This is a genomic window from Mesorhizobium sp. P2_E9 (assembly GCF_056403815.1).
In genome coordinates, this window is the sequence record NZ_JBFUET010000002.1 from 227,435 (window position 1) to 247,777 (window position 20,343).

At 64.4% G+C, this 20,343-nt stretch carries 21 protein-coding genes; 9 read left to right on the forward strand and 12 right to left on the reverse strand.

Annotation, left to right across the window (positions count from 1 at the left end; all coding sequences use genetic code 11):
* Window positions 1-2 precede the first annotated feature (2 nt).
* From AC1D05_RS04285 to AC1D05_RS04310, 6 genes are read right to left on the reverse strand one after another with little or no spacing between them, the layout of a single operon-like run.
* Entirely contained in the window at window positions 3-1,250 is a 1,248-nt protein-coding gene (locus AC1D05_RS04285; protein ID WP_477438516.1) for an ABC transporter substrate-binding protein, read from the reverse strand.
* Window positions 1,251-1,301: 51 nt separating this feature from the next.
* Window positions 1,302-2,327 carry a branched-chain amino acid ABC transporter permease gene (locus AC1D05_RS04290; RefSeq protein ID WP_477438518.1) on the reverse strand — a complete coding sequence of 342 codons (1,026 nt, stop codon included), beginning with the start codon at window positions 2,325-2,327 and terminating at the stop codon, window positions 1,302-1,304.
* A complete protein-coding gene (locus AC1D05_RS04295) occupies window positions 2,324-3,370 on the reverse strand; it encodes a branched-chain amino acid ABC transporter permease (protein ID WP_477438520.1) in 1,047 nt (348 codons plus the stop codon). Before AC1D05_RS04295 ends, AC1D05_RS04290 begins: the two co-directional genes overlap by 4 nt.
* Entirely contained in the window at window positions 3,367-4,695 is a 1,329-nt protein-coding gene (locus AC1D05_RS04300) for a metal-dependent hydrolase family protein (RefSeq protein WP_477438522.1), read from the reverse strand. Before AC1D05_RS04300 ends, AC1D05_RS04295 begins: the two co-directional genes overlap by 4 nt.
* Before the next feature lie 52 nt (window positions 4,696-4,747).
* Window positions 4,748-5,527 carry an alpha/beta fold hydrolase gene (locus AC1D05_RS04305; RefSeq protein ID WP_477438524.1) on the reverse strand — a complete coding sequence of 260 codons (780 nt, stop codon included), beginning with the start codon at window positions 5,525-5,527 and terminating at the stop codon, window positions 4,748-4,750.
* Complete coding sequence (locus AC1D05_RS04310; RefSeq protein ID WP_477438526.1) at window positions 5,524-6,402, reverse strand: fumarylacetoacetate hydrolase family protein; 879 nt, start codon at window positions 6,400-6,402, stop codon at window positions 5,524-5,526. Before AC1D05_RS04310 ends, AC1D05_RS04305 begins: the two co-directional genes overlap by 4 nt.
* A 224-nt stretch (window positions 6,403-6,626) precedes the next feature.
* Here AC1D05_RS04310 and AC1D05_RS04315 point away from each other — a divergent pair, with 224 nt between their 5' ends.
* Complete coding sequence (locus AC1D05_RS04315; protein ID WP_287387672.1) at window positions 6,627-7,298, forward strand: FadR/GntR family transcriptional regulator; 672 nt, start codon at window positions 6,627-6,629, stop codon at window positions 7,296-7,298.
* Window positions 7,299-7,319: 21 nt separating this feature from the next.
* Here the strand turns inward: AC1D05_RS04315 and pobA are convergent, their stop codons facing one another.
* Genes pobA through pcaD form a run of 6 tightly spaced genes read right to left on the reverse strand, consistent with a single transcriptional unit; the run spans window position 7,320 to window position 12,132 of the window.
* A complete protein-coding gene (pobA, locus tag AC1D05_RS04320; RefSeq protein ID WP_477438528.1) occupies window positions 7,320-8,492 on the reverse strand; it encodes a 4-hydroxybenzoate 3-monooxygenase in 1,173 nt (390 codons plus the stop codon).
* Complete coding sequence (locus AC1D05_RS04325; protein WP_477438530.1) at window positions 8,492-9,544, reverse strand: 3-carboxy-cis,cis-muconate cycloisomerase; 1,053 nt, start codon at window positions 9,542-9,544, stop codon at window positions 8,492-8,494. The genes pobA and AC1D05_RS04325 overlap by 1 nt, the downstream gene beginning before the upstream one ends.
* 19 nt (window positions 9,545-9,563) lie before the next feature.
* Entirely contained in the window at window positions 9,564-10,178 is a 615-nt protein-coding gene (pcaG, locus tag AC1D05_RS04330; RefSeq protein ID WP_477438532.1) for a protocatechuate 3,4-dioxygenase subunit alpha, read from the reverse strand.
* A complete protein-coding gene (pcaH, locus tag AC1D05_RS04335; protein ID WP_477438534.1) occupies window positions 10,178-10,933 on the reverse strand; it encodes a protocatechuate 3,4-dioxygenase subunit beta in 756 nt (251 codons plus the stop codon). Before pcaH ends, pcaG begins: the two co-directional genes overlap by 1 nt.
* Window positions 10,923-11,330, reverse strand: coding sequence for a 4-carboxymuconolactone decarboxylase (gene pcaC, locus AC1D05_RS04340; RefSeq protein ID WP_477438536.1), 408 nt, complete (start codon window positions 11,328-11,330; stop codon window positions 10,923-10,925). Before pcaC ends, pcaH begins: the two co-directional genes overlap by 11 nt.
* Window positions 11,323-12,132, reverse strand: coding sequence for a 3-oxoadipate enol-lactonase (gene pcaD, locus AC1D05_RS04345; protein WP_477438538.1), 810 nt, complete (start codon window positions 12,130-12,132; stop codon window positions 11,323-11,325). The genes pcaC and pcaD overlap by 8 nt, the downstream gene beginning before the upstream one ends.
* 93 nt (window positions 12,133-12,225) lie before the next feature.
* Here pcaD and pcaQ point away from each other — a divergent pair, with 93 nt between their 5' ends.
* The 8 genes from pcaQ to AC1D05_RS04385 all read left to right on the forward strand — a co-directional run bounded on the left by pcaQ (window position 12,226) and on the right by AC1D05_RS04385 (window position 20,316).
* Window positions 12,226-13,143 carry a pca operon transcription factor PcaQ gene (gene pcaQ / locus AC1D05_RS04350; RefSeq protein ID WP_477438540.1) on the forward strand — a complete coding sequence of 306 codons (918 nt, stop codon included), beginning with the start codon at window positions 12,226-12,228 and terminating at the stop codon, window positions 13,141-13,143.
* Between the two features lie 139 nt (window positions 13,144-13,282).
* Window positions 13,283-14,599, forward strand: a complete 1,317-nt coding sequence (locus AC1D05_RS04355; RefSeq protein ID WP_477438542.1) for an ABC transporter substrate-binding protein — start codon at window positions 13,283-13,285, stop codon at window positions 14,597-14,599.
* 21 nt (window positions 14,600-14,620) lie between these two features.
* The gene (locus AC1D05_RS04360; RefSeq protein ID WP_477439101.1) at window positions 14,621-15,364 is read left to right on the forward strand and encodes an ABC transporter ATP-binding protein; all 744 of its coding nucleotides are present in this window, start codon (window positions 14,621-14,623) and stop codon (window positions 15,362-15,364) included.
* Entirely contained in the window at window positions 15,361-16,089 is a 729-nt protein-coding gene (locus tag AC1D05_RS04365) for an ABC transporter ATP-binding protein (protein ID WP_477438544.1), read from the forward strand. Before AC1D05_RS04360 ends, AC1D05_RS04365 begins: the two co-directional genes overlap by 4 nt.
* Window positions 16,086-16,982: a branched-chain amino acid ABC transporter permease gene (locus AC1D05_RS04370; RefSeq protein ID WP_477438546.1), complete on the forward strand. Its 897-nt coding sequence runs from the start codon at window positions 16,086-16,088 to the stop codon at window positions 16,980-16,982. Before AC1D05_RS04365 ends, AC1D05_RS04370 begins: the two co-directional genes overlap by 4 nt.
* Window positions 16,979-18,043, forward strand: a complete 1,065-nt coding sequence (locus AC1D05_RS04375) for a branched-chain amino acid ABC transporter permease (RefSeq protein WP_477438548.1) — start codon at window positions 16,979-16,981, stop codon at window positions 18,041-18,043. Before AC1D05_RS04370 ends, AC1D05_RS04375 begins: the two co-directional genes overlap by 4 nt.
* Before the next feature lie 2 nt (window positions 18,044-18,045).
* Window positions 18,046-18,831 (forward strand): coniferyl-alcohol dehydrogenase, encoded by a 786-nt coding sequence (locus tag AC1D05_RS04380; protein WP_477439103.1) that lies wholly within the window; start codon window positions 18,046-18,048, stop codon window positions 18,829-18,831.
* 39 nt (window positions 18,832-18,870) lie between these two features.
* Window positions 18,871-20,316 carry an aldehyde dehydrogenase gene (locus AC1D05_RS04385; protein WP_477438550.1) on the forward strand — a complete coding sequence of 482 codons (1,446 nt, stop codon included), beginning with the start codon at window positions 18,871-18,873 and terminating at the stop codon, window positions 20,314-20,316.
* Window positions 20,317-20,343: the final 27 nt, after the last annotated feature.

The following is a 20,343-nucleotide window of genomic DNA, read 5'->3' on the forward strand; positions in this document are numbered from 1 at the left end:
TGTTACGGGCAGCTCGGATTGTCGCGGTTGACCGCGCCGAGCTTCATGAACTCGTCTTCGGGAATGCCGAGTGTCTGATTGACCTGCGGCACGACCTTGACCAGCTTGTTGAGGAGATTGCCGTCGGCGCCTTCGGTGACCTCGGTCAGGAAGATGTCGGCGATGGCGTTGCGGTTCTTGTCGAGCGACACCTTGCCGGTCGGCGTGTCGAAGGAGAGCTTCGACAGCGCGTCGCGCAGCTTCTTGCCGCCGTCGGAAACGTCGCCGCCAACCTGGTCGAGACCAAGCAGCGTCGCCTTCATGTCGACATAGTAGCCATGGGCGAAGAGCGAGGGCGACGGAAACGCGCCCGGCTGCTTCTTGTAGGCTTCGACGAAGGTCTTCCAGGCCGGCGCGTCATTGGTGTCGGCGGTCGGGCCGGCCGAGGGCGTGCCCTTCAGCACGTCCTTCAACTTGCCTTTCGAGGTCAGCACCGTCTGGTCGACGGTGATCGAGCCGCCGATCAGCGGCGCGGTGCCGCCGCCCTGCTGGTACTGGGTCAGGAAGTTGACCGCATCGGCGCCGCCGAGCGCGACATAGATCGCATCGACGTCTTCCGGAATGGCGGCGATGACCGAGGAAAAATCCTTGTTGCCGATCGGCACCCAGGATTTCGACGGCACATGGCCGCCGGCCTTGCAAAACTCGGCCATGAAGCCGAACACCTGCGTGTAGGGGAAGGAATAATCCTCGGCGACGGTGGCGACCCTCTTGTAGCCCTTGTCCTTGAAGGCATAGGTACCGAGGCCGGCCATCCATTGCGCGCCATCGGTGGAGAAGCGGAAGAAGTTTTCCGCCGGATCGCGCAGCGTGGTGTCCTGTGCGGCCGAGGTGCCGTTGATGAAGGTCACGTTCGGCTGCGTCTTGGCGTAGTCCTTGACGGCAAGACCTTCGTCACCCGAGAGCGGGCCGACCAGCACCTTGACGCCGTCCTGTTCGACCAGCTTGCGCGCCGCGCGCACCGCACTGTCGGGCGAGGCGTCGGACGAACCCTTGACGATCTCGATCTTCTTGCCAGCAACGGTGCCGTTCATCTCAGCAACCGCGGTCATGGCGCCGCGCTCGCCGTCTTCGCCCAGCACCGTGAACGGTCCCTCGAAAGTGGCGAGCAGGCCGATCTTGATGGTGTCGTCGGCAGCCAGCGCCATCGAAGGCGCCGTCAGCCCGGTGAACACCGCGAGCGCCAGTAAAGTACGTCTATGCATCCTCATGATTTTCCTCCCGTTGATTTCGTTTTGCAGTGGTTCATTCCATCCCGGTTGCTACGGTCCGTGACGCAAGGACTCCTGGACAAGATGTGGCTTGATCCTCCCCCACAACCCAAGAATTCCATCCGGTGAGACGAAGACGATCACCAGAAACACCATGCCGATCAGCGTGTTGAACCGCTCGGCGCCGACGATGTCGATGGCGAAGGTCTGCATCAGGATAACGACGACCGCGCCGAGAAATGGCCCGATCGGATGGCGCAGGCCGCCGATGACAGCAATGATCAGCACGTCGATCGCCGCATCGACGCCGATGGTGCCGGGCGAGACACGGCCGTTGAACCAGACCAGCAGCACGCCGGCCAGTCCGGCGATAAAGCCAGCCAGCAGCCAGGCAAACACCTTGTGCGCGGTGACATGGTAGCCCAGCGCGCGCATGCGGCGCGGATTGTCGCGGATCGCTTGCAAGGTCATGCCGAAGGTCGAGCGCGAGCCATAGAGCACCGCCGCGTAGGACAGCACGGCCAGTCCAAGGCAGAGATAGTAGAACGGCCTGGGGTCACGCCAGTTGACGCCCCAGAAGACCGGCGCGCGGATGCCGGCATAGCCGGAATGGCCGTTGAAGATGGCGTAGTTCTGCTGCGCGAAATAGAAGGTCGCGGTGGCGATCGCCAGTGTGATCATGATGGTGTAGATGCCCTCGGTGCGCACCGAGATCCAGCCGATCAGCGCCGACGCCAATGCCGCCGCAAGGAGGGCGAACGGCACTGCGAGCCACCACTGCCAGCCCAAGCCGAGGACGTTGGAATTGTTGTTGCCGAGAATGGCGATGGCGTAGGCCGATATGCCGGCGACGGTGATCTGCGCCAGGCTGACCATGCCGCCATAGCCGGCGAGCAGCATCAGCGACAGGCCGAGCATGCCGAAGATCAGGGAATAACCGCCGATCTGGGTCAGGAAGAAATCGGACGCCACCAGGGGATAAAGCACGAGTGCGACGGCCAGGATGATGTGGCCGGCGCCGAGCTTCTCCAGCCAGTTCTGCTGCGTTGCGCCGGTGGTGGCGATGGCCAGGCTCATCTCGCCTTCCCCATGATGCCTTGCGGCCGGACCGCCAGCGTCACCACCATGATGACGAAAGTCAGCACGATGCCGTAGGTCGGGAAGTAGACGAGGCCGATCTGCTCGGCGAGGCCGATGAGCAGTGCGCCGATGGCTGCCCCGGTGATCGAGCCCATGCCGCCGACGATGACGACGACCAGCGACGCCAGGAGATAGCGCACATCCTCGCCGGGCGCGACCGACAGTGCGGAGCCTCCGACGACACCGGCAAAGCCGGCAAGCCCGGCGCCGACGGCAAAGACGATGGCGAACACCGCATGCACATTGACGCCGGAAGCCTGCAGCATGGCACGGTCGTCGACGCCGGCGCGGATCATCATGCCGACGCGGGTCTTGTGCAGCATCAGCCAGAGGCCGACACCGATGACGATCGCCGCCGCCAGCACGACGACGCGGTAGAGCGGATAGGTGAGGAAGACCGAGGCGCCGTTGGAGCGTACCGCGGTGATGATCGGCAGCGTCAAGGCACCGTCAAGCCATTCCGGCGTGGTGATCTGGTAAGTGCCGCCGGCCCACACCGCCAGCATCAGGTCGGCCGCGACGATCGAGATGCCGATCGAGACCAGGGTCTGGCGCAAATCGTCACCTTCGAGGCGACGGAAGACGAAAACCTGCATGACGACGCCGACGATGGCCAGCACGGCGAAGCCGGCGGCGACGCCGAGCAGCCAGTAGCCGGTGCGGTTGGTGACCTCGTAGCCGATATAGGCGCCGAGCAGATAGAGCGAGCCATGCGCGAGATTGACGTTGCGCATCAAGCCGAAGATCAGCGTGAAGCCACTGGCGACGAGGAAATAGAGGCCGGCCAGCGTGATGCCGTTGAGGATGGCGCTGACGAAGGCCTTCTTCGAAATCAGGATCGCGTTCAGCCAATCCGGCCAGACGGCGAAGACCAGCCACGCGACGACAGCGGCGGCAAGCAGGCCGACGAGGCTCCAGGCCTGGCGACGTGTCATGCCGCCACCCGAGAGCGACCGAGATGGCTGGTCGAGCAGGCTCATGCCGTGAGCCGCCGGCGCTGTTCGTTCATGCGCGGCGCCTTGTGGAACTTGCCGTCCTTCATGATGGCGAGGATGCGGTTCTTGTCCTGCAGGATGCGCACGTCGGCGATCGGATCACCGTCGATCAGCAGCATGTCGGCGAGATAGCCTTCCCTGATCATGCCGAGCTCGTCGCCCATGTTCATGATCTGGCCGCCATACTTGGTGCCGGCCTGGATCGCTTCCATCGGCGAGAAGCCAAGCATCTCGACAAAGGTCTGGATGTCCTTGGCGTTGGTGCCTTGCGGCGTCCAGGCAAAGCCGTAGTCGCCGCCGATCAAGACGCGGATGCCGCGCCGGTGCATCTTCTTCATCGTGTCGATGCACATTTCGAGCTCGCGCTCATATTCGAGCGACAGCGGCGAGCCGGGCTTGATGCCCCATTGCTCGGCATGGCGAGCGGTGTTGATCAGCCAGGCGATGCCGGGCGCGACAAAATGCTTGTCCTTGACCGCCTCGAGCATGTCGAGCGCTTCCTCGTCGGCGAACGAGGCATGGTAGATGTTCTGGATGCCGTGGCGGACGCACTGCTTGACCGAGCCGGACGAGCGCGCATGCGCCGACAGCACCTTGTTGCGGCAGCGCGCCTCGGAGGCGGCCATGGCGACCTCCTCTTCCGACATCGGCGTCTCCTCGGCGCCCATGCCGGTGATGCTTTCGCCGGACAGGTTGAGTTTTATCGAATCGACGCCGTATTTGATCAGCTGGCGTACGGTGCGGCGGATTTCCTCCGGGCCGGAGACGACGATACCGAGATTGAGGCCTTCATGCGGAATGTGTGATGGCGAGGAATCGCCGAGGCCGCCGACCGTGGTGATCTCCGGCCCCGCCGCGAGGTAGCGCGGTCCGGGAAAGCGGCCCTGGTTGATGAACTTTTTCGCGACGACATCAAGGCGCGGCTTGGCTGCGGCAGCGCCCCGGCCGGCGGTAAAGCCGGCATCGAGCACCAGCTTGGCCATTTCCATGGTGACCAGCATATGCTCCTCGATTTCCATCATCTGGATCGGGTCAATGCCCGGCGCGTTGTTCCAGGACAGATGCAGATGCGCGTCGATCATACCCGGCATCAGCGTCGCACCCATGCCGTCGATGACGGTTGCACCACCGCTGTAGGAGGACGACGAGGACGAGCCGAAGCGCGACGAGCCCTTGGTGATCTGCTTGATGCGGTTGCCCTGCACCAGCACCTCGCCGGTGTATGGATATTCACCGGTCGCATCGAGCACGCGCACATTGGTGAACAGCGTGCCGTTCGAGCCGTTGCCGTTCCAGCTGTCGTCTGCCATCACAAGCCTCCCAACTTGCCGAGCGCGTAGTTCTACGCCCGATCTGAAATCCTCACCTATCAACCCGTCTCAAAAAATCGGCGAGCTTCTGGCTGCTTTCACGCGGGCTTTCCACCGTGGCCCAGTGCCCGCACCGATCCAGGGACGAGAATATGGCTCCCTTGATCTTGTCGGCAAGCGCCTGCCCGACACCAGCCGGATTGACCGTGTCGGCATCGCCGGTGACCAGCAAAGTCGGCGCCGAGATACGGCGCGTGTCGACCGCAGTCGCCTTGGCCAGCGCCTCGCAGGTGCGGGCATAGGATTCCGGATCCTGACGCGTGATCGACTCCCGCACGAAGGCGACGGCAGCCGGCGAGGTTTCCCTCGTATGCGCCGACATCGCATTGGCGACGATCTGGTCGGCGATGTCGGCAATACCGCCCGAGCGGGCCAGCCGCGCCCGGTTGCCGAGCCCTTGCCTGGTTGCTTCGGCCGGCTCCGCCAGCGCGCCAAATAGGGCCAGCGACGTGACCAGCGAAGGCTGCGTCACGGCAATCTGCTGGCAAACGATGGTGCCCATCGAATGACCGACGAAATGTGCAGTCGTGACCCCCATGCCGGCCATGGCGCGAATGACAGCCTCGGTCATCCCTTCGATGGTCAGCGGCTCGATCGGACGCGGCGAACGGCCGGAGCCCGGCAGATCGAGCCGGATGACGCGATAGCCGGAAAGCGTCGCCATCTGCGGCTGGAACATGTTGGATGTGCCGCCGAGGCCGTGGATCATCACCACGGCCGCACCCTCGCCGACGACTTCGGCAACGACCTGGCCAACTGTCACCGTGGTCATTGCGCGTGCTCCGCGAAGCGGTTTTCCAGCGTGCCGATGCCGTCGATTTCGATGCGCACGACGTCGCCGGCCTTGAGGTATTTCGGTGGATCGAAGCCGATGCCGACGCCAACCGGCGTGCCGGTGGCGATGATGTCGCCAGGCTTCAGCGTGATGCCTTGCGACAGCGTGGCGATGATGGTCGGAATGTCGAAGATGAGCAGCGATATCTGCGAATTCTGGCGCAGATCCTCATTGACGAAACACCTGATACCGGCGGTCGCCAGATCAAGTTCGTCCCTGGTCACCGCCCAAGGCCCCATCGGACAGAACGTGTCCTGCGATTTGCCGATCAGCCACTGGCTGTATTTGCCTTGCAGGTCGCGCGCGGTGACGTCGTTGACGATGGTGTAGCCCCAGACATGGTCGAGCGCGTTCTCCTTCGAAATGCCGCGCCCGCCCTTGCCGATGATCACCGCCAGTTCCGCCTCGTAGTCTATCGCCGTCGAGACGGAGGGGTCGATCAGCACGCTGGCGTGGTTGGCGACGACCGATTCAGGCACCTTGGAAAAGATGATCGGATGTTTTGGGATGGCGCCGGCGCCGGCGCTGGAATCGAACCCGCTGCGGGCGAACTCATGAGCGTGCTCGTGATAGTTCTTGCCGACGCAGAAAATGTTGCGACGCGGCTGCGGGATCGGCGCTTCGATCTCGACCTGCGACAGCGGGATCGGCGACAGGGCGCGCGGCAGGCCGGCGCCGTTGCGCTCGATCAGAGCCAGAATGCCTGATTTGGCCTGGTCGACGGTAAAATCGAAAGGGGCGATGGTCTGGGTATCGAGGTCGACGAGACCCACGCGACGTTCACCGGCGATCGAAAAAGTCGCGACCCGCATCCAGTTCCTCACTGAACCAATATTGAGCCAATTCTTCGCTCTTTTGTTACACGCTAGCGCCGATTGGTTTAGCCCGCAAGCGGAATCTAAGCTGGTCATACCAAAAAGGATTCGATCGTCATCCCCACCGCTTCATAGGATGTTGAAGAGCGCCGTCCGATGGACGACGGTAGCGGAAGCTGCTATCAATGGTTCAGTATCGGATCAGATAAAAGTTGCCAGACATGCCAAAGCTCGTCGCCAACGATATCGCCACCGCGCTGAAGAAACGCATTTCATCAGGCGAATGGATCGAGAATGGCCGCATGCCGCCGGAGCGCGACCTGGCGAGTGAATTCGGTGTGGCGCGCAACACGGTGCGACGCGCCGTCTCCTTCCTCGAGGACGACGGCACGGTGGTGCGGCATGTCGGGCGCGGCACGTTCCTGACCACCACCAACCCCGCTTCGATGGCGGCGGTTGTCGGCCGCATGGAAGGCACCAGCCCGGCCGACATGATGGAGATCAGGCAGTTGCTGGAGCCGGCGGCGGCGGCCTTCGCCGCCACCAATGCCAGTGCCATGGAGCTCAACGCGGTGCGCGAGGCCCACAAGATCGCTTCGGAGTCGCAGGACATGCCGACCTTCGAGCATTGGGATGCGGAATTCCACCACCGCATCTTCGCCTGTTCACGCAACGACTTCCTCAAGGAGATCCACAATCTGATGCGCATCCTGCGCAATCAGGCGCCATGGTTCGAGATGAAGAAGCGCTCCTTTTCCGAGGAGCGCCGCGGCATCTATTGCAGCGAACACCAGACCGTTCTCGACGCGCTGCTGCGGCGCGATCCCGAAAGCGCCAGCCAGGCCATGCTGGCGCATCTAAGAACCGTCGAGCGCAATCTGCTGGGGCGGTAGCAGCCGGATTGTTGCCGCCGGTCAGTAAGGCAATCCGACATAGTTCTCGGCGAGCGCGGTCGACGCGGCCCGCGACTGTACGAGATAGTCGAGTTCGGCTTCCTGGATGCGCTGGCCGAAGTCGCCGGTGTCGGGGAAGCGGTGCAGCATCGTCGTCATCCACCAGGAGAAGCGCACCGCCTTCCACACACGCGCCAGCGCCTTTTGCGAATAGGCGTCGATGCCGGCCACGGATTTGTCGCGGTAGTAATCGCGAAAACCGGCAAAGAGATAGCGCACGTCACTGGCGGCGAGATTGAGGCCCTTGGCGCCGGTCGGCGGCACAATGTGGGCGGCGTCGCCGACCAGGAACAACCGGCCGAAGCGCATCGGCTCGGCAACGAAGGAGCGCAGCGGCGCGATCGACTTTTCGAAGGATGGCCCGGTGGTGACGCTTGCCGCCGTCTGTTCCGGCAAGCGGCGGCGCAACTCGTCCCAGAAGCGGTCGTCGGACCATGCCTCGACATGGTCGTCCTGCGAGCACTGCACATAGTAGCGGCTGCGATGCGTCGAGCGCATCGAGCACAGCGCAAAACCCCGCTCGTGGTTGGCATAAACCAGCTCGTGATCGGCTGGCGGCACTTCGGCCAGCACGCCGAGCCAGCCGAACGGGTATTGCCGCTCGAAGGTTTCCAGCGCACGCTCCGGCACCGATTTGCGGCTGACGCCGTGATAGCCATCGCAGCCGGCAATGAAATCGCAGTCGATGCGATGGCTGACACCGTCCTTGTCGTAGGTGACGAAAGGTGCGGCGCCGTCGAAATCATGCAGCGCGACAACAGCGGCCTCATAGACGGTGACGAGGCCTGCCGCCTCGCGCTTGCCCATCAAATCATGCGTCACTTCGGTCTGGCCGTAGACGGTGACATGCTTGCCACCAGTAAGTGCCGCGAGATCGATGCGGTGCAGGCGGCCGTCGAAAGCGAGCGAGATGCCGGAATGCGGCAGTCCCTCCGCATGTAGCCGCGTGGCTGCGCCCGCCTCTTCCAGCAATTCGACTGTGCCCTGCTCGAGCACGCCGGCTCGCACGCGGCCGAGCACATGATCGCGGCTCGAGCGTTCCAGAATGACGGTCTCGACCCCGATGCCGGCCAGAAGCTGCCCAAGCAGCAGACCGGACGGTCCGGACCCGATAATGGCGACCTGGGTGCGCATCAGCGGCCCAGGCTTTCGACCTGCGCGGCCAGCTCGGCGGCGAGCCGCAGCGACGCGGCGGTGGCGACGGCCATCTGCGGCAGCAGCAGCCATTCGAGCGTCCAGGCCGCGCCCGACCGGTCCTGCTCATGCACCAGCGCCTGATGCATGCCGGAAAGCTGCGTGGCGTTGAAGCGGGCGAGCGCCACCAGCGCTTCCGCCTTCACCGGGTTCTGCTTGTGCGGCATGGCAGACGAGCCGCCGCCGCCCGACAGCGCGATGTTGGTTCCACCCTGCGCCATCAGCGCAATGTCCTGGCCGAATTTGCCGAGGCTGCCGGTCAGCAGCGACAGCCAGCCGGCGAAGTCGGCGAGCGCGTCGCGCTGGCTTTGCCATTGCGGCGCATCGCCAAGGCCGAGTTTTGCGGCAAGTGCGGCGCGCACCACCGGCCCCTTGCCACCAAGCTTTTCCAGCGTGCCGGCAGCACCACCGAACTGCACCACTAGCAGACGTCTGGACTGCTCCGACAGTCTTTCCTGATGTCGCTGCAGTGGCGCACGCCAGGCCGTCACGCGATCCGCCACCTTGATCGGAATTGCCGGTTGCATGCGCGTCATCCCGGTCAGCGCCCGCCCCCCGAAGCGTTCTTCGAGCGTGGCGAGGCGTATGATGGTCTCGGTCAGCAGCAGGCCGAGATGCTCGACGACGGATTTCAGCCTAAGCATCAGGCCGGTATCGATGACATCCTGACTGGTCGCACCGAAATGCGCTTGCTGGCCATGCGGTTCGCCGACCGCAGCCCTGATCTGGCGCACCAGTTCCGGCACCATGACGCCGTCCCTGGCGACACCGGCCCGAAGCAAGGCGGTGTCAGGCCGGAACGAAGCCAGCGCCGCCACGATCGCCGCCGCGGCATCCTTGGCGATGATCCCGTTTTCGGCCTCCGCTTCCGCTAGCGCGTGTTCGAAGGCCAGCATCGCCTCGATTTCCGCGTCGACGGAAAAATGCCTCAATGCTTCCTCGTCACCAAGAAGGGCGGAAAGCAATGGATGATCGAAGGGCGATACGGTCATGTCCTGCTCCTCCTGACCATCAGCTGTCGAAGAAGACCGTTTCCTTCTCCCCCTGGAGATGGACGTCGAAGACGTAGGCGTTGCCCTGGCGCTCGGCGATCAGCGTCGGCACGCGGATCCGGTGCTCGATGCGCGCCAGGATCGGGTCCCCGGCATTCGCCTCTTCCTCGTCGGAAAAATAGAGCCGCGTGTGCAGGCCGAGATTGATGCCGCGGGCGACGATCCACAGCGTGATGTGCGGCGCCATCAGGCTGCCATCCCGGAACGGCACCCGGCCGGGCTTGATCGTCTCGAAGGCGCAGACGCCTGTTTCCATGTCGGTCGGGCAACGGCCCCAGCCCTGGAAATTCGGATCGGCGGCGCCGCGCAGCTCGGCGGGTGAATTGTAGAGCCCGTCGGCGTCTGCTTGCCAGATCTCGATCAGCGCATCCTTGAGCGGCGTGCCGGTGCCGTCGAGCACCCGGATCTTGAGACCGATGCGCTCGCCCTTGGTCTTGTCGTTGACCATGGCCGCACCGAGATCGGTCGCATAGACGCCGCCGATGCCGCAGACATTCGGCGTCAGCCCGATATGGACATAGGGTCCCGCGGTCTGCGAGGGGCTTTCCCTGAGCCGGTCGAGCGATTGGGCCATCAATTGCCCTCCAGCCGGTTTTCGAACAGCGACGAGCGGCGGCCACGCAGCACGATGTCGAACTTGTAGGCGAGCGCATCCATGGGGATGGTCGCCTGCGTGTCGAGGCTGGCCGTCAGCGCCTCGATCGCCGCCTTGTCGGCGATGCCACGCACGATCGGACATTTCCAGATCAGCGGGTCACCCTCGAAATACATCTGCGTGATGAGGCGCTGGGCAAAGCCATGGCCGAAGACCGAGAAATGGATGTGCGCCGGGCGCCAGTCATTGGGTCCGTTCGGCCAGGGATAGGGGCCGGGTTTGACGGTGCGGAAAACATAGCCGCCGCGCTCATCGGTGATGGTGCGCCCGCAGCCGCCGAAATTCGGGTCGAGCGGGGCCAGATAGCCGTCCTTCTTGTGGCGATAGCGGCCGCCGGCATTGGCCTGCCAGAATTCGAGCAGCACGCCGGGAACGCCAACGCCGCGTTCGTCGAGCACGCGCCCATGGACGATGATGCGCGCGCCGATGGCGCTCTCGCCCGGCATGGCGAAATTGTGGATCAGGTCGGCATCGAGTTCGCCCAGCATGGCGTGGCCGAAGACCGGTCCGGCTATTTCCGACAGCGTGTTGTCGAAGGACAAAAGCGCTTTCTGCGGCGAGCGAAGCACCGAACTCTTGTAGCCCGGCGTCAGCGCCGGCGGATGCCATGTCCGGTCGCGCTGGAAGAAGGCGCCGGTCTCGGGCCTGCGGTTCGAGCCGGACTCAGCGGGCATTGTCGGCTCCGTCCATTTCCGAAAACACGTCCTTGGCTATTCTGAAGGCACGATTGGCGGCCGGCACGCCTGCATAGATGGCGACATGCAGGAACGCTTCGCAGATATCATCGCGCGTCGCACCGGTGTTGGCGGTGGCGCGCACATGCAGGGCGACCTCCTCATCATGGCCGAGTGCGGCGAGCAGCGCCAGCGTGACGATCGAGCGCTCGCGCTTGCTGAGGCCCGGCCTGGCCCACACCGTTCCCCAGGCGGCCTCGGTGATCAGTTCCTGGAAAGGCTGATCGAAATCGGTGGCGGTGACCTCGGCCCGATCGACATGCCGATCGCCGAGCACGGCGCGCCGCACCCCGAGGCCGGTGCGATATCTGGCGGCGTTGGCGGGGACTTCATCCATGGGTTTGTGCTCCAGGGGCAAGCGATGCGACAAAATCGCGGATCAGCGCGACCAGTGCTTCAGGTTGTTCGACGCAAGGAATGTGCCCGGCATCACGGATGATCTCGAAACGCGCGCCGGGGATCAGGGCGGCCAGAGAACGGACGAGATCGGGTGGTGTCGAGCCATCCTGATCACCGGCGATGCAGAGCGTCGGTACGGCGATGTGGCGCGCGGCTTCGGTAAAATCCGCGTCGCGAACTGCCGCGCACGTGCCGAGATAACCGGCGACAGCTTGCCGGGTCATCATGTTCCAATAGCCGTCCAGCTCGGCCACCCGCGTCGCGTGGAAGGCGGGGGTGAACCACACTTTGAGCACGCCATCGGCAATGGCCTGGATGCCCTTGCTTTTGACGGTTGCAATGCGGGTGTTCCAGCTCTCCGTCGTGCCTATCTTGTGGGCCGTGTCGCACAGGATCATGGCCTCGACGATCTCGGGCCGCCTGGCATAGAGCCCTTGCGCGATCATGCCGCCGACCGACAGGCCGCACAGCACCACCTTCTCCAACCCGAAATGATCGATGAGCGCCGAGAGATCGTCGACATGATCGTCGATTGACCTGATGTCGCCGATGTCGGACAGCCCATGGCCGCGCTTGTCATAGATCAGCAAGGGCATTTCGCCATCAATCGCCGCGACAATGTCATCCCAGATGCGGAAGTCGGTGCCCAGCGAATTGATGAACACGATCGCACGCGCATTGCCGGTCGCCTTGATGTGGCGATGATGCAGCGTGATGCCGCCGATGGTGACGAATGGCACGATTTCGATCCTCCGCCCCCACATTGCACAAGGCATTTGGTTCGGTAAAATGATATTTTACGCCGTTTCATTAACTCAGGGGTTATCAAATCCATGGCCGAGAGCCGCATCCGCTTCCGTCATCTGCAGGCATTTCTGGAGGTCGCGCGGCAAGGCAGCGTGGCGAGAGCGGCCGACTTTCTGCATGTCAGCGCGCCGGCGGTGACCAAGACGTTGCGTGAGTTGGAAGAGGCGCTCGGTGTCGCCGTTGTCGAGCGCGACGGGCGCGGCATCCGTGTCACAAGGCTCGGCGAGATCTTCCTTGGCCATGCCGGCTCGGCGATCACGGCTTTGAAGCGCGGCGTCGATTCCGTTCGCCAGGACGGCGCCATCAATCGCCATCCGATCCGCATCGGCGCGCTGCCGACAGTGTCGGCCAAGGTCATGCCGCGGGCCATGAGCCTGTTCCTTGGCGAAAACACCGGCGCCGCGATCAAGATCGTCACCGGCGAGAACGCTGTGCTGCTCGAACAATTGCGCACCGGCGCGCTCGATCTCGTCGTCGGTCGGCTGGCGGCGCCCGAAAACATGACCGGCTTCTTCTTCGAGCACCTCTATTCCGAACAGGTGCTGTTCGTGGTGCGGGCCGGACACCCGCTGCTGGAGCCGGAGGCTGACATTTTCGCCAGGCTCGACGAATTCCCGGTGCTGATGCCGACCCGGGAATCCGTCATCCGTCCCTTTGTCGACCGCCTGTTCATCACCAACGGCATGACGGCGCCAGCCACCGAGATCGAAACCGTCTCGGACTCTTTCGGCCGCTCCTTCATGCGGCAGAGCAATGCGGTGTGGATCATCTCGGCCGGCGTGGTCGCCAACGAGATCGCCAGCGGCGCCTTCGTCGCCTTGCCGGTCGACACCGACGAAACCAAGGGACCGGTCGGCCTGACGATGCGCACCGACACCGCCCCCTCGCCCGCCTTCACCATCCTGCTGCAGACCATTCGCGAGGCGGCCAGACCGGCCAAATGAGCATGGACCGTTCAAACAGGCTCGGTTCCTGATCGGCAATCTCCTAACCCTGGGGTTAATGAAACACCGCAAAATATCATTTTACCGAACCAAAACGCTGGTGCACTGTGCCGATGGAGGAGCACAGAGGGAGGAACGCATGACCTATTCTATCGGCAGCAAATCCAGCATTCGCGACATTTCGCGGCGCCAGTTCATCGCCACCTCGATTGCCGGCGGCGCGGCGCTCACGCTTGGCGGCCGCAAGGCCTTCGCCCAGGCAGGCGACACGCTCAAGGTCGGCTTCGTCAGTCCGCGCACCGGGCCGCTGGCCGGCTTCGGCCAGACCGACGGCTACGTACTCGATCTGGCCCGCAAGGCGCTGGCCGGCGGTCTTGAGATCGGTGGCAAGAAATACAGCGTGGAGATCCTCGACCAGGACACGCAATCGGATCCGTCGCGCGCGGGCCAGCTCGCCAAGGACCTGATCAACAACCAGGCCATCGACCTGATGCTGGCCGTCTCGACACCGGAGGTGATCAATCCGGTGGCCGATGCCTGCGAGGCCGCCGGCGTGCCCTGCCTTTCGACCGTCATGCCCTGGGAAGCCTGGTATTTCGGTCGTGGTGCCAAACCCGGCGCGCCCTCGCCGTTCAAATGGACCTATCATTTCGGCTTCGGCGTCGGCGAATTCTTCAAGACCTACATCTCGCAATGGAACCTGATCGAGACCAACAAGAAGGTCGGCGTCATGTATCCCAACGATGCCGACGGCAACGCCATCCGCGCCAATCTGGCGCCGCTCTTGGCCAAGCAGGGTTTTACCATTGTCGATCCCGGCGCCTATGAAACCGGCACCACGGACTATTCCTCGCAGATTGCGCTGTTCAAGCAGGAAGGCGTCGAGATCTTCAACTCGTTCCCGATCCCGCCCGATTTCGCCGCGTTCTGGCGGCAGGCGGCACAGCAGGGGCTGATCAAGCAGATCAAGATCTGCCAGGTCGCCAAGACCGGGCTGTTCCCGACCGACATCGAGGCGCTCGGCGACCTCGGCATGAAGATTTCGAGCGCCGCCTACTGGCACAAGGCCTTCCCCTACAAGTCGCCGCTGACCGGTGTTTCGGGCACTGAGCTGGCCGACGGCTATGAGGCGGCGAGCGGCAAGCAGTGGACGCAGCAGCTCGGCGCCTCGATGTCGCTGCTCGACGCCGGCTTCGAAGCACTGAAGGCCAGCACCGACGCCAAGGATAAGGCGGCGGTGGCCAAGGCGCTTAGCACGCTGAAGACCGAGACCATGATCGGCAAGGTCGATTTCACCAGCGGCCCTGTGGCCAATGTGTCGCCCGGCCCGATCATCGGCACGCAGTGGGTGGCCGCCAAGGAAGGCAGCAAATTCCCGCTCGACTATGTGGTGACCGAGAACGCCACCGACCCGAAGGTGCCCGTCGAAGCCAAGCTTCTGCCTTACAACGGCTGATGGACCGCTGACGAGGATCGCCTGGTGACCCATCCGCGACAACAGGCTGTTCTCACCGCCGCCGGCATCCACAAGCGCTTCGGCGCGCTTGTGGTGCTGGATGCCGTCGACTTTACGATGGGTGCCGACGAGGCGGTCGGCATTGTCGGTCCGAACGGCGCCGGCAAGACGACGCTGCTCAGCGTGCTTTCGGGCGCCTTTCCGCCGAGTGCGGGTACGGTCAACTTCAAGGGCGGTGACGTGACGTCTCTGCCGGCCACCCAGCGCTGCCGGCTCGGCCTGGTGCGCACGCACCAGGTGCCCAAACCATTCAGTGGCATGACCACCTTCGAAAATGTCTTCGTTGCCGCCTCGCATGGCGCCGGCCTCGGCCGCGACGAGGCCTATGAGGAGGCGCTCGGTTCGCTGAAACTGTGCGGTATGCTCGGTGTTGCCAACCGGCGCGCCGAAACGCTCGGCCTGCTCGACCGCAAGCGGCTGGAACTGGCGCGGGCGCTTGCCGCGCGACCGACGCTACTGCTGCTGGATGAGATCGGCGGCGGCTTGACCGACGGCGAAGCCAGTGAGCTGGTCGACACGATCAAGGAGTTGCGCCGGCGCAAGATCGGCATCGTCTGGATCGAGCACATCGTCCACATCCTGCTGCAGGTGGCCGAACGGCTGATCTGCATGGATGCGGGAAAAATCATCGCCGACGGCGAGCCGCAAGCGGTGATGGCCGATCCCGAGGTCGTGCGCGCCTATCTCGGCGGAGGCCCGAAATGAGCCTGCTGTCGGTCGAGAACCTGGTTGTCCGGCATGGCCTGCTGCAAGCGGTGCGCGGCGTGAGTTTCAGCATCGAACGCGGCGAGACGCTGGCGCTGGTCGGTGCCAACGGCGCCGGCAAGACCACGCTGCTGCGGGCAATCGCCGGCGCGCATCAGCCGGCGGCCGGCCGCGTGCTGCTTGACGGCGCCGACCTCACCGATGTGCCATCACACAGACGCGTCGGCATGGGCATCGCGCTGGTGCCTGAGGGTCGAAAACTGTTCGTGCAGATGACGGTCGAGGAGAACCTTCTGCTCGGCAAGACCGCCGGCCGGCCAGGCGACTGGAGCGTCGACAAGGTGCTGGAAATGTTCCCCAATCTGAAACCGCGCCGCCATGCCAAGACGGGCCATCTGTCGGGCGGTGAGCAGCAGGCGACGGCGATCGGCCGGGCGCTGATGAGCAATCCCGACGTGCTGCTGCTCGACGAGGTTTCGCTTGGTCTGTCGCCGCTGATCGTCGACCGCGTCTATGCAGCCCTTCAGGGATTGATCGCTTCCGGCACGACGATCATCCTCGTCGAACAGGACCTCAACCGCGCGCTCTCAGTATCCGACAGGGTCATCTGCATGCTCGAAGGGCGCGTCGCGCTGGAAGGGCCTAGCAAGACGGTTTCGCGTGACGATGTGACGAAAGCCTATTTCGGCCTGCACCGGAAAAGCCCCGGGAGCGTTCCGGCATGAGCAACCAGATCATCCAGGGCATTCTTCTCGGCGGCTATTACGCGCTGATCGCTTGCGGCCTGTCCTTCATGTTTTCGGTGATGCGCATCATCAACCTCGCCCATGGCAGTCTTGCCGTGTTCGCCGCCTTTGCGCTGTGGTGGCTGGCCTCGCGGTTCCATATCTCGCCGTTTTTCGGCCTGCTCATCGTGCTGCCCTTGATGGCGGCGATCGGCTGGGCGCTGCGGCGCTTCCTGCTCGAACGCAGCGCGCGCGGCGGTGCGCTGCTGCCGATCCTGACCACGTTTGGGCTGGCCATCGTCATCGACAACATGCTGTTCGAGCAGTTCGGCGCCGATACCCGTTCGCTGGCGCCCTATATCGGCAGCCTGTCCTATGATTCCTGGGAATGGCCGGGCAGCATCTATGTCGGCAAGCTCGCGGTGATCATGTTCGCCACCGCCGTTATCCTGCTTGGCGGGCTGCAGCTTTTCCTCACTCGCACCAGGCTAGGCCGCTCGATCCGCGCCACGTCGGAAGACCCCGACACCGCCGGCCTGGTCGGCGTCGACGCGCGCCGCGCCAACGCCATCGCCGCGGCCATCGCCATGGTCACGGTCGGCCTTGCCGGCGCCTTCCTCGGCATGCGCGCCACCTTCGATCCCTATGCCGGCGCGCCGCAATTGCTATTCGCCTTCGAGGCGGCTGTCATCGGCGGCGCCGGTTCGCTGTGGGGAACGCTGATCGGCGGCATCGTGTTGGCGCTCGCCCAGACGCTCGGCGCACAAGTGCATCCGCAAGGTTTTCTGATCGGCGGTCATGCCGTGTTCCTCATCGTGCTGTTCGTGCGGCTTTCCACATCAGGCCTTGGCCTGCGCGGCCTGCTGCGCCTGCCGTCCCGGAGCGCGTCATGAGCGCCGTCTCGACCTCGCCGATCATCGAACGCGGCACGGCGACGTCGCGGCTCGCCGCCATCGCGGGGGCGATCATCATCGCACTGCTTGCGATCGCACCGCAGTTCCTGTCGGCCGGTGCGGTCGACCGCATGACCGCGCTGTTCATCTACGTGATCCTGGCGGCGATGTGGAACGCTCTCGCCGGCTTCGGCGGGTTGGTTTCGGTCGGCCAGCAGGTGTTCTTCGGACTCGGCGCCTATTTCGCCATCCGGCTGGCCGATGCCGGGCTCAACCCTTTCGCCTCGCTTTTCGTTTCGGCGATCATTGTCGGCGCCATCTCCTGGCCGCTCTCGCTGTTCATGCTGCGGCTGAGGAATGGCGAGTTCGCCATCGGCATGTGGGTGATCGCGGCGCTGACGCATCTGCTGGTCAACCTCGACCGGCTGGTACAAGGCGAAACCGGGACCTCGCTGATCTCGCTCAACGTCTACGATGCCGGCACCAGGCGAGCGACGATCTATTGGCTGGCGCTGGCCTCGATGACCGCCCTGCTCGCCATCCTGTTCGGCCTGCTGCGCGGCAGCACCGGTGCGGCGATCCGCGCCATCCGCGACAATGAGGATGCCGCCGCGTCTGTCGGTGTGCGCGTCACCGGCACCAAGCGGCTGCTGTTCGTGCTTGCCGCCTTCGGCATCGGTGTTGCCGGCGCGCTGTGGCTTGCGACCTCCATCACCTTCCAGCCAAAAACCTACTTCAACGTCCAATGGACCGCCTACATGATCTTCATGGTGCTGGTCGGCGGCATCGGCACGTTCGAGGGCGCCATTTTGGGCGCGCTGGTGTTCTTCCTCATCGAGACCTGGTTCGGCGGCACAGGCGTCTGGTACTTGGTCGGCCTCGGCGCCACGGCCGTACTGTTCTCGCTTTTCCTGCCGCGCGGCCTGTGGGGCACGATCGAGGAGCGTTTTGGCTTGCGCCTGCTGCCGGTCGGCTACCGCGTCAGGCTTCCGGGAAGTTCGGCCGATGACGGTGCCGCACCTTCGCCGGAGCGAACCACACAGCATCAGGAGAAGGCATGACCATGCTTTTCGGCAAGACCATCCTCATCACCGGTGTCGCTTCCGGCATCGGCGCCCGCACCGCGGAACTCGCCGGCCAGCTTGGCGCCGATGTGATCGGCGTCGATGTGCGCGAGCCGGCGGCAGTGGTTGGCAGTTTCGTCAAGGCCGACATCTCGTCGAAGGCCGGCGTCAACGACCTCGTCGCGCGCCTGCCGCAACGCATCGACGCGCTCTGCAACGTCGCCGGCCTTTCCGGCAACACCGGCGCGGCGTCGACGCTGGCCGTCAATTTCTTCGGCCTCAGGGCGCTCTCGGAAGGCCTCGCGCCAAGGCTTCGCGAAGGCGGCGCCATCGTCAACGTCGCCTCGATCGCCGGCTATGGCTGGCGCGCCAACCTGAACCGCGCCGCCTCGATGGTCGCCATCGAGGGCTTTCCCGATGTCGCCGACGTGGTCTGCACGCACGCGGTCAGGAACGAGGAAGGCTATCCCGTTTCCAAGGAACTGCTGCTCTTGTGGACCTTCCGCGCGGCGCATCAGGATTTGTTCAAACGCCGTGGCATCCGCGTCAACGCGGTCAGCCCCGGCCCGGTCGAGACGCCTATCCTGAAACAGTTCCGCACCGTGCTCGGCGACGCCCGCGTCGACAGCGACATTGCAAGGGTCGGCCGCGCCGGCACGTCGGGCGACATCGCACCGGTGGTGCTGTTCCTGTGCTCGGACGGCGCGCGCTGGATCAATGGCGCCAACGTGCCGGTTGACGGTGGCCTCGAAGCATCGATCAATGCCGAAATGTTCGGCTTCTAATTCAATGAGTACGCTCCTGACGGGGCGAGGGAGACAGTCATGGATATCGGACTTCTGATCGACGGCGACAAAAGGGATGCGTCCGGTTCGGCCTCCTACGAGCGCATGGACCCATTCACCGGCAAACTGGCGACGCGCGCCGCTGCGGCCAGTGTTGCCGACGCCAATGCCGCGGTGGAAGCCGCCGCCGCCGCCTTCACGACCTGGTCGAAGACCGGGCCTGGCGAACGCCGCGCCTTGCTGTCCAAGGCGGCTGACGTGATGGCCTCGAAGGTCGGTGAATTCACCAAGCTGATGATGGAAGAGACCGGTGCTACCGGCCCCTGGGCCGGCTTCAATGTCATGCTGGCGGCCAACATGCTGCGTGAGGCGGCGGCGATGACGACGCAGATTTCGGGGGAGATCATCCCCTCCGACAAGCCGGGCACGCTGGCCATGGCGATCCGCCAGCCGGCCGGCGTGTGCCTCGGCATCGCGCCGTGGAATGCACCGGTCATCCTCGGCACCCGGGCCATCGCCATGCCGATCGCCTGCGGCAACACGGTGGTGCTGAAGGCATCCGAAATGTGCCCGGGCACGCACCGGCTGATCGGCCAGGTGCTGGTCGAAGCCGGGCTGCCCAAGGGCGTCATCAATGTCGTAACCAACGACCCCAAGGACGCAGCCGGCATTGTCGAGGCGCTGGTTGCGCATCCCTCGGTCAAGCGCGTCAACTTCACCGGCTCGACAAAGGTCGGCAGGATCATCGCCGAACTCGCCGGCCGACACCTGAAGCCGGCGCTGCTCGAACTCGGCGGCAAGGCGCCGTTGCTGGTGCTGGACGATGCCGACATCGACGCCGCGGTCAATGCCGCGACCTTCGGCGCCTTCATGCATCAGGGGCAGATCTGCATGTCGACCGAGCGGCTGATCGTCGACAACAAGATCGCCGACGAGTTCGTTTCAAAGCTGGCCGCCCGGGCCGCGCAACTGCCGGCGGGGGACCCGCGCGGCCATGTCGTGCTGGGCTCGCTGATCAGCAGCCAGGCGGCCGACAAGATGGAAGAGCTTGTCGCCGATGCTGTCGCCAAGGGTGCCAAGCTGGTCGCCGGCGGCAAGCGCACCGGCACCGTGGTGGAAGCAACGTTGCTCGACCATGTCACGCCGGCCATGCGTGTCTACGCCGAAGAATCCTTCGGACCGGTCAAGCCGGTGATCCGTGTGAAGAGCGAGGATGAGGCCGTACGTGTCGCCAACGACACCGAGTATGGCCTGTCGTCAGCCGTGTTCAGCCGCGACATCAAACGCGCGATGGGAATCGCTGCCCGTATCGAAGCCGGCATCTGCCACATCAACGGGCCGACCGTCGGCGACGAAGCACAGATGCCGTTCGGTGGCGTCAAGGGCTCGGGCTATGGCCGTTTCGGCGGCAAGGCCTCGATCGCCGAATTCACCGATCTGCGCTGGGTGACGATCGAGGATCCGGGCCAGCACTACCCGTTCTGATCCGGCTTCGGGCAACCGATAACGAAG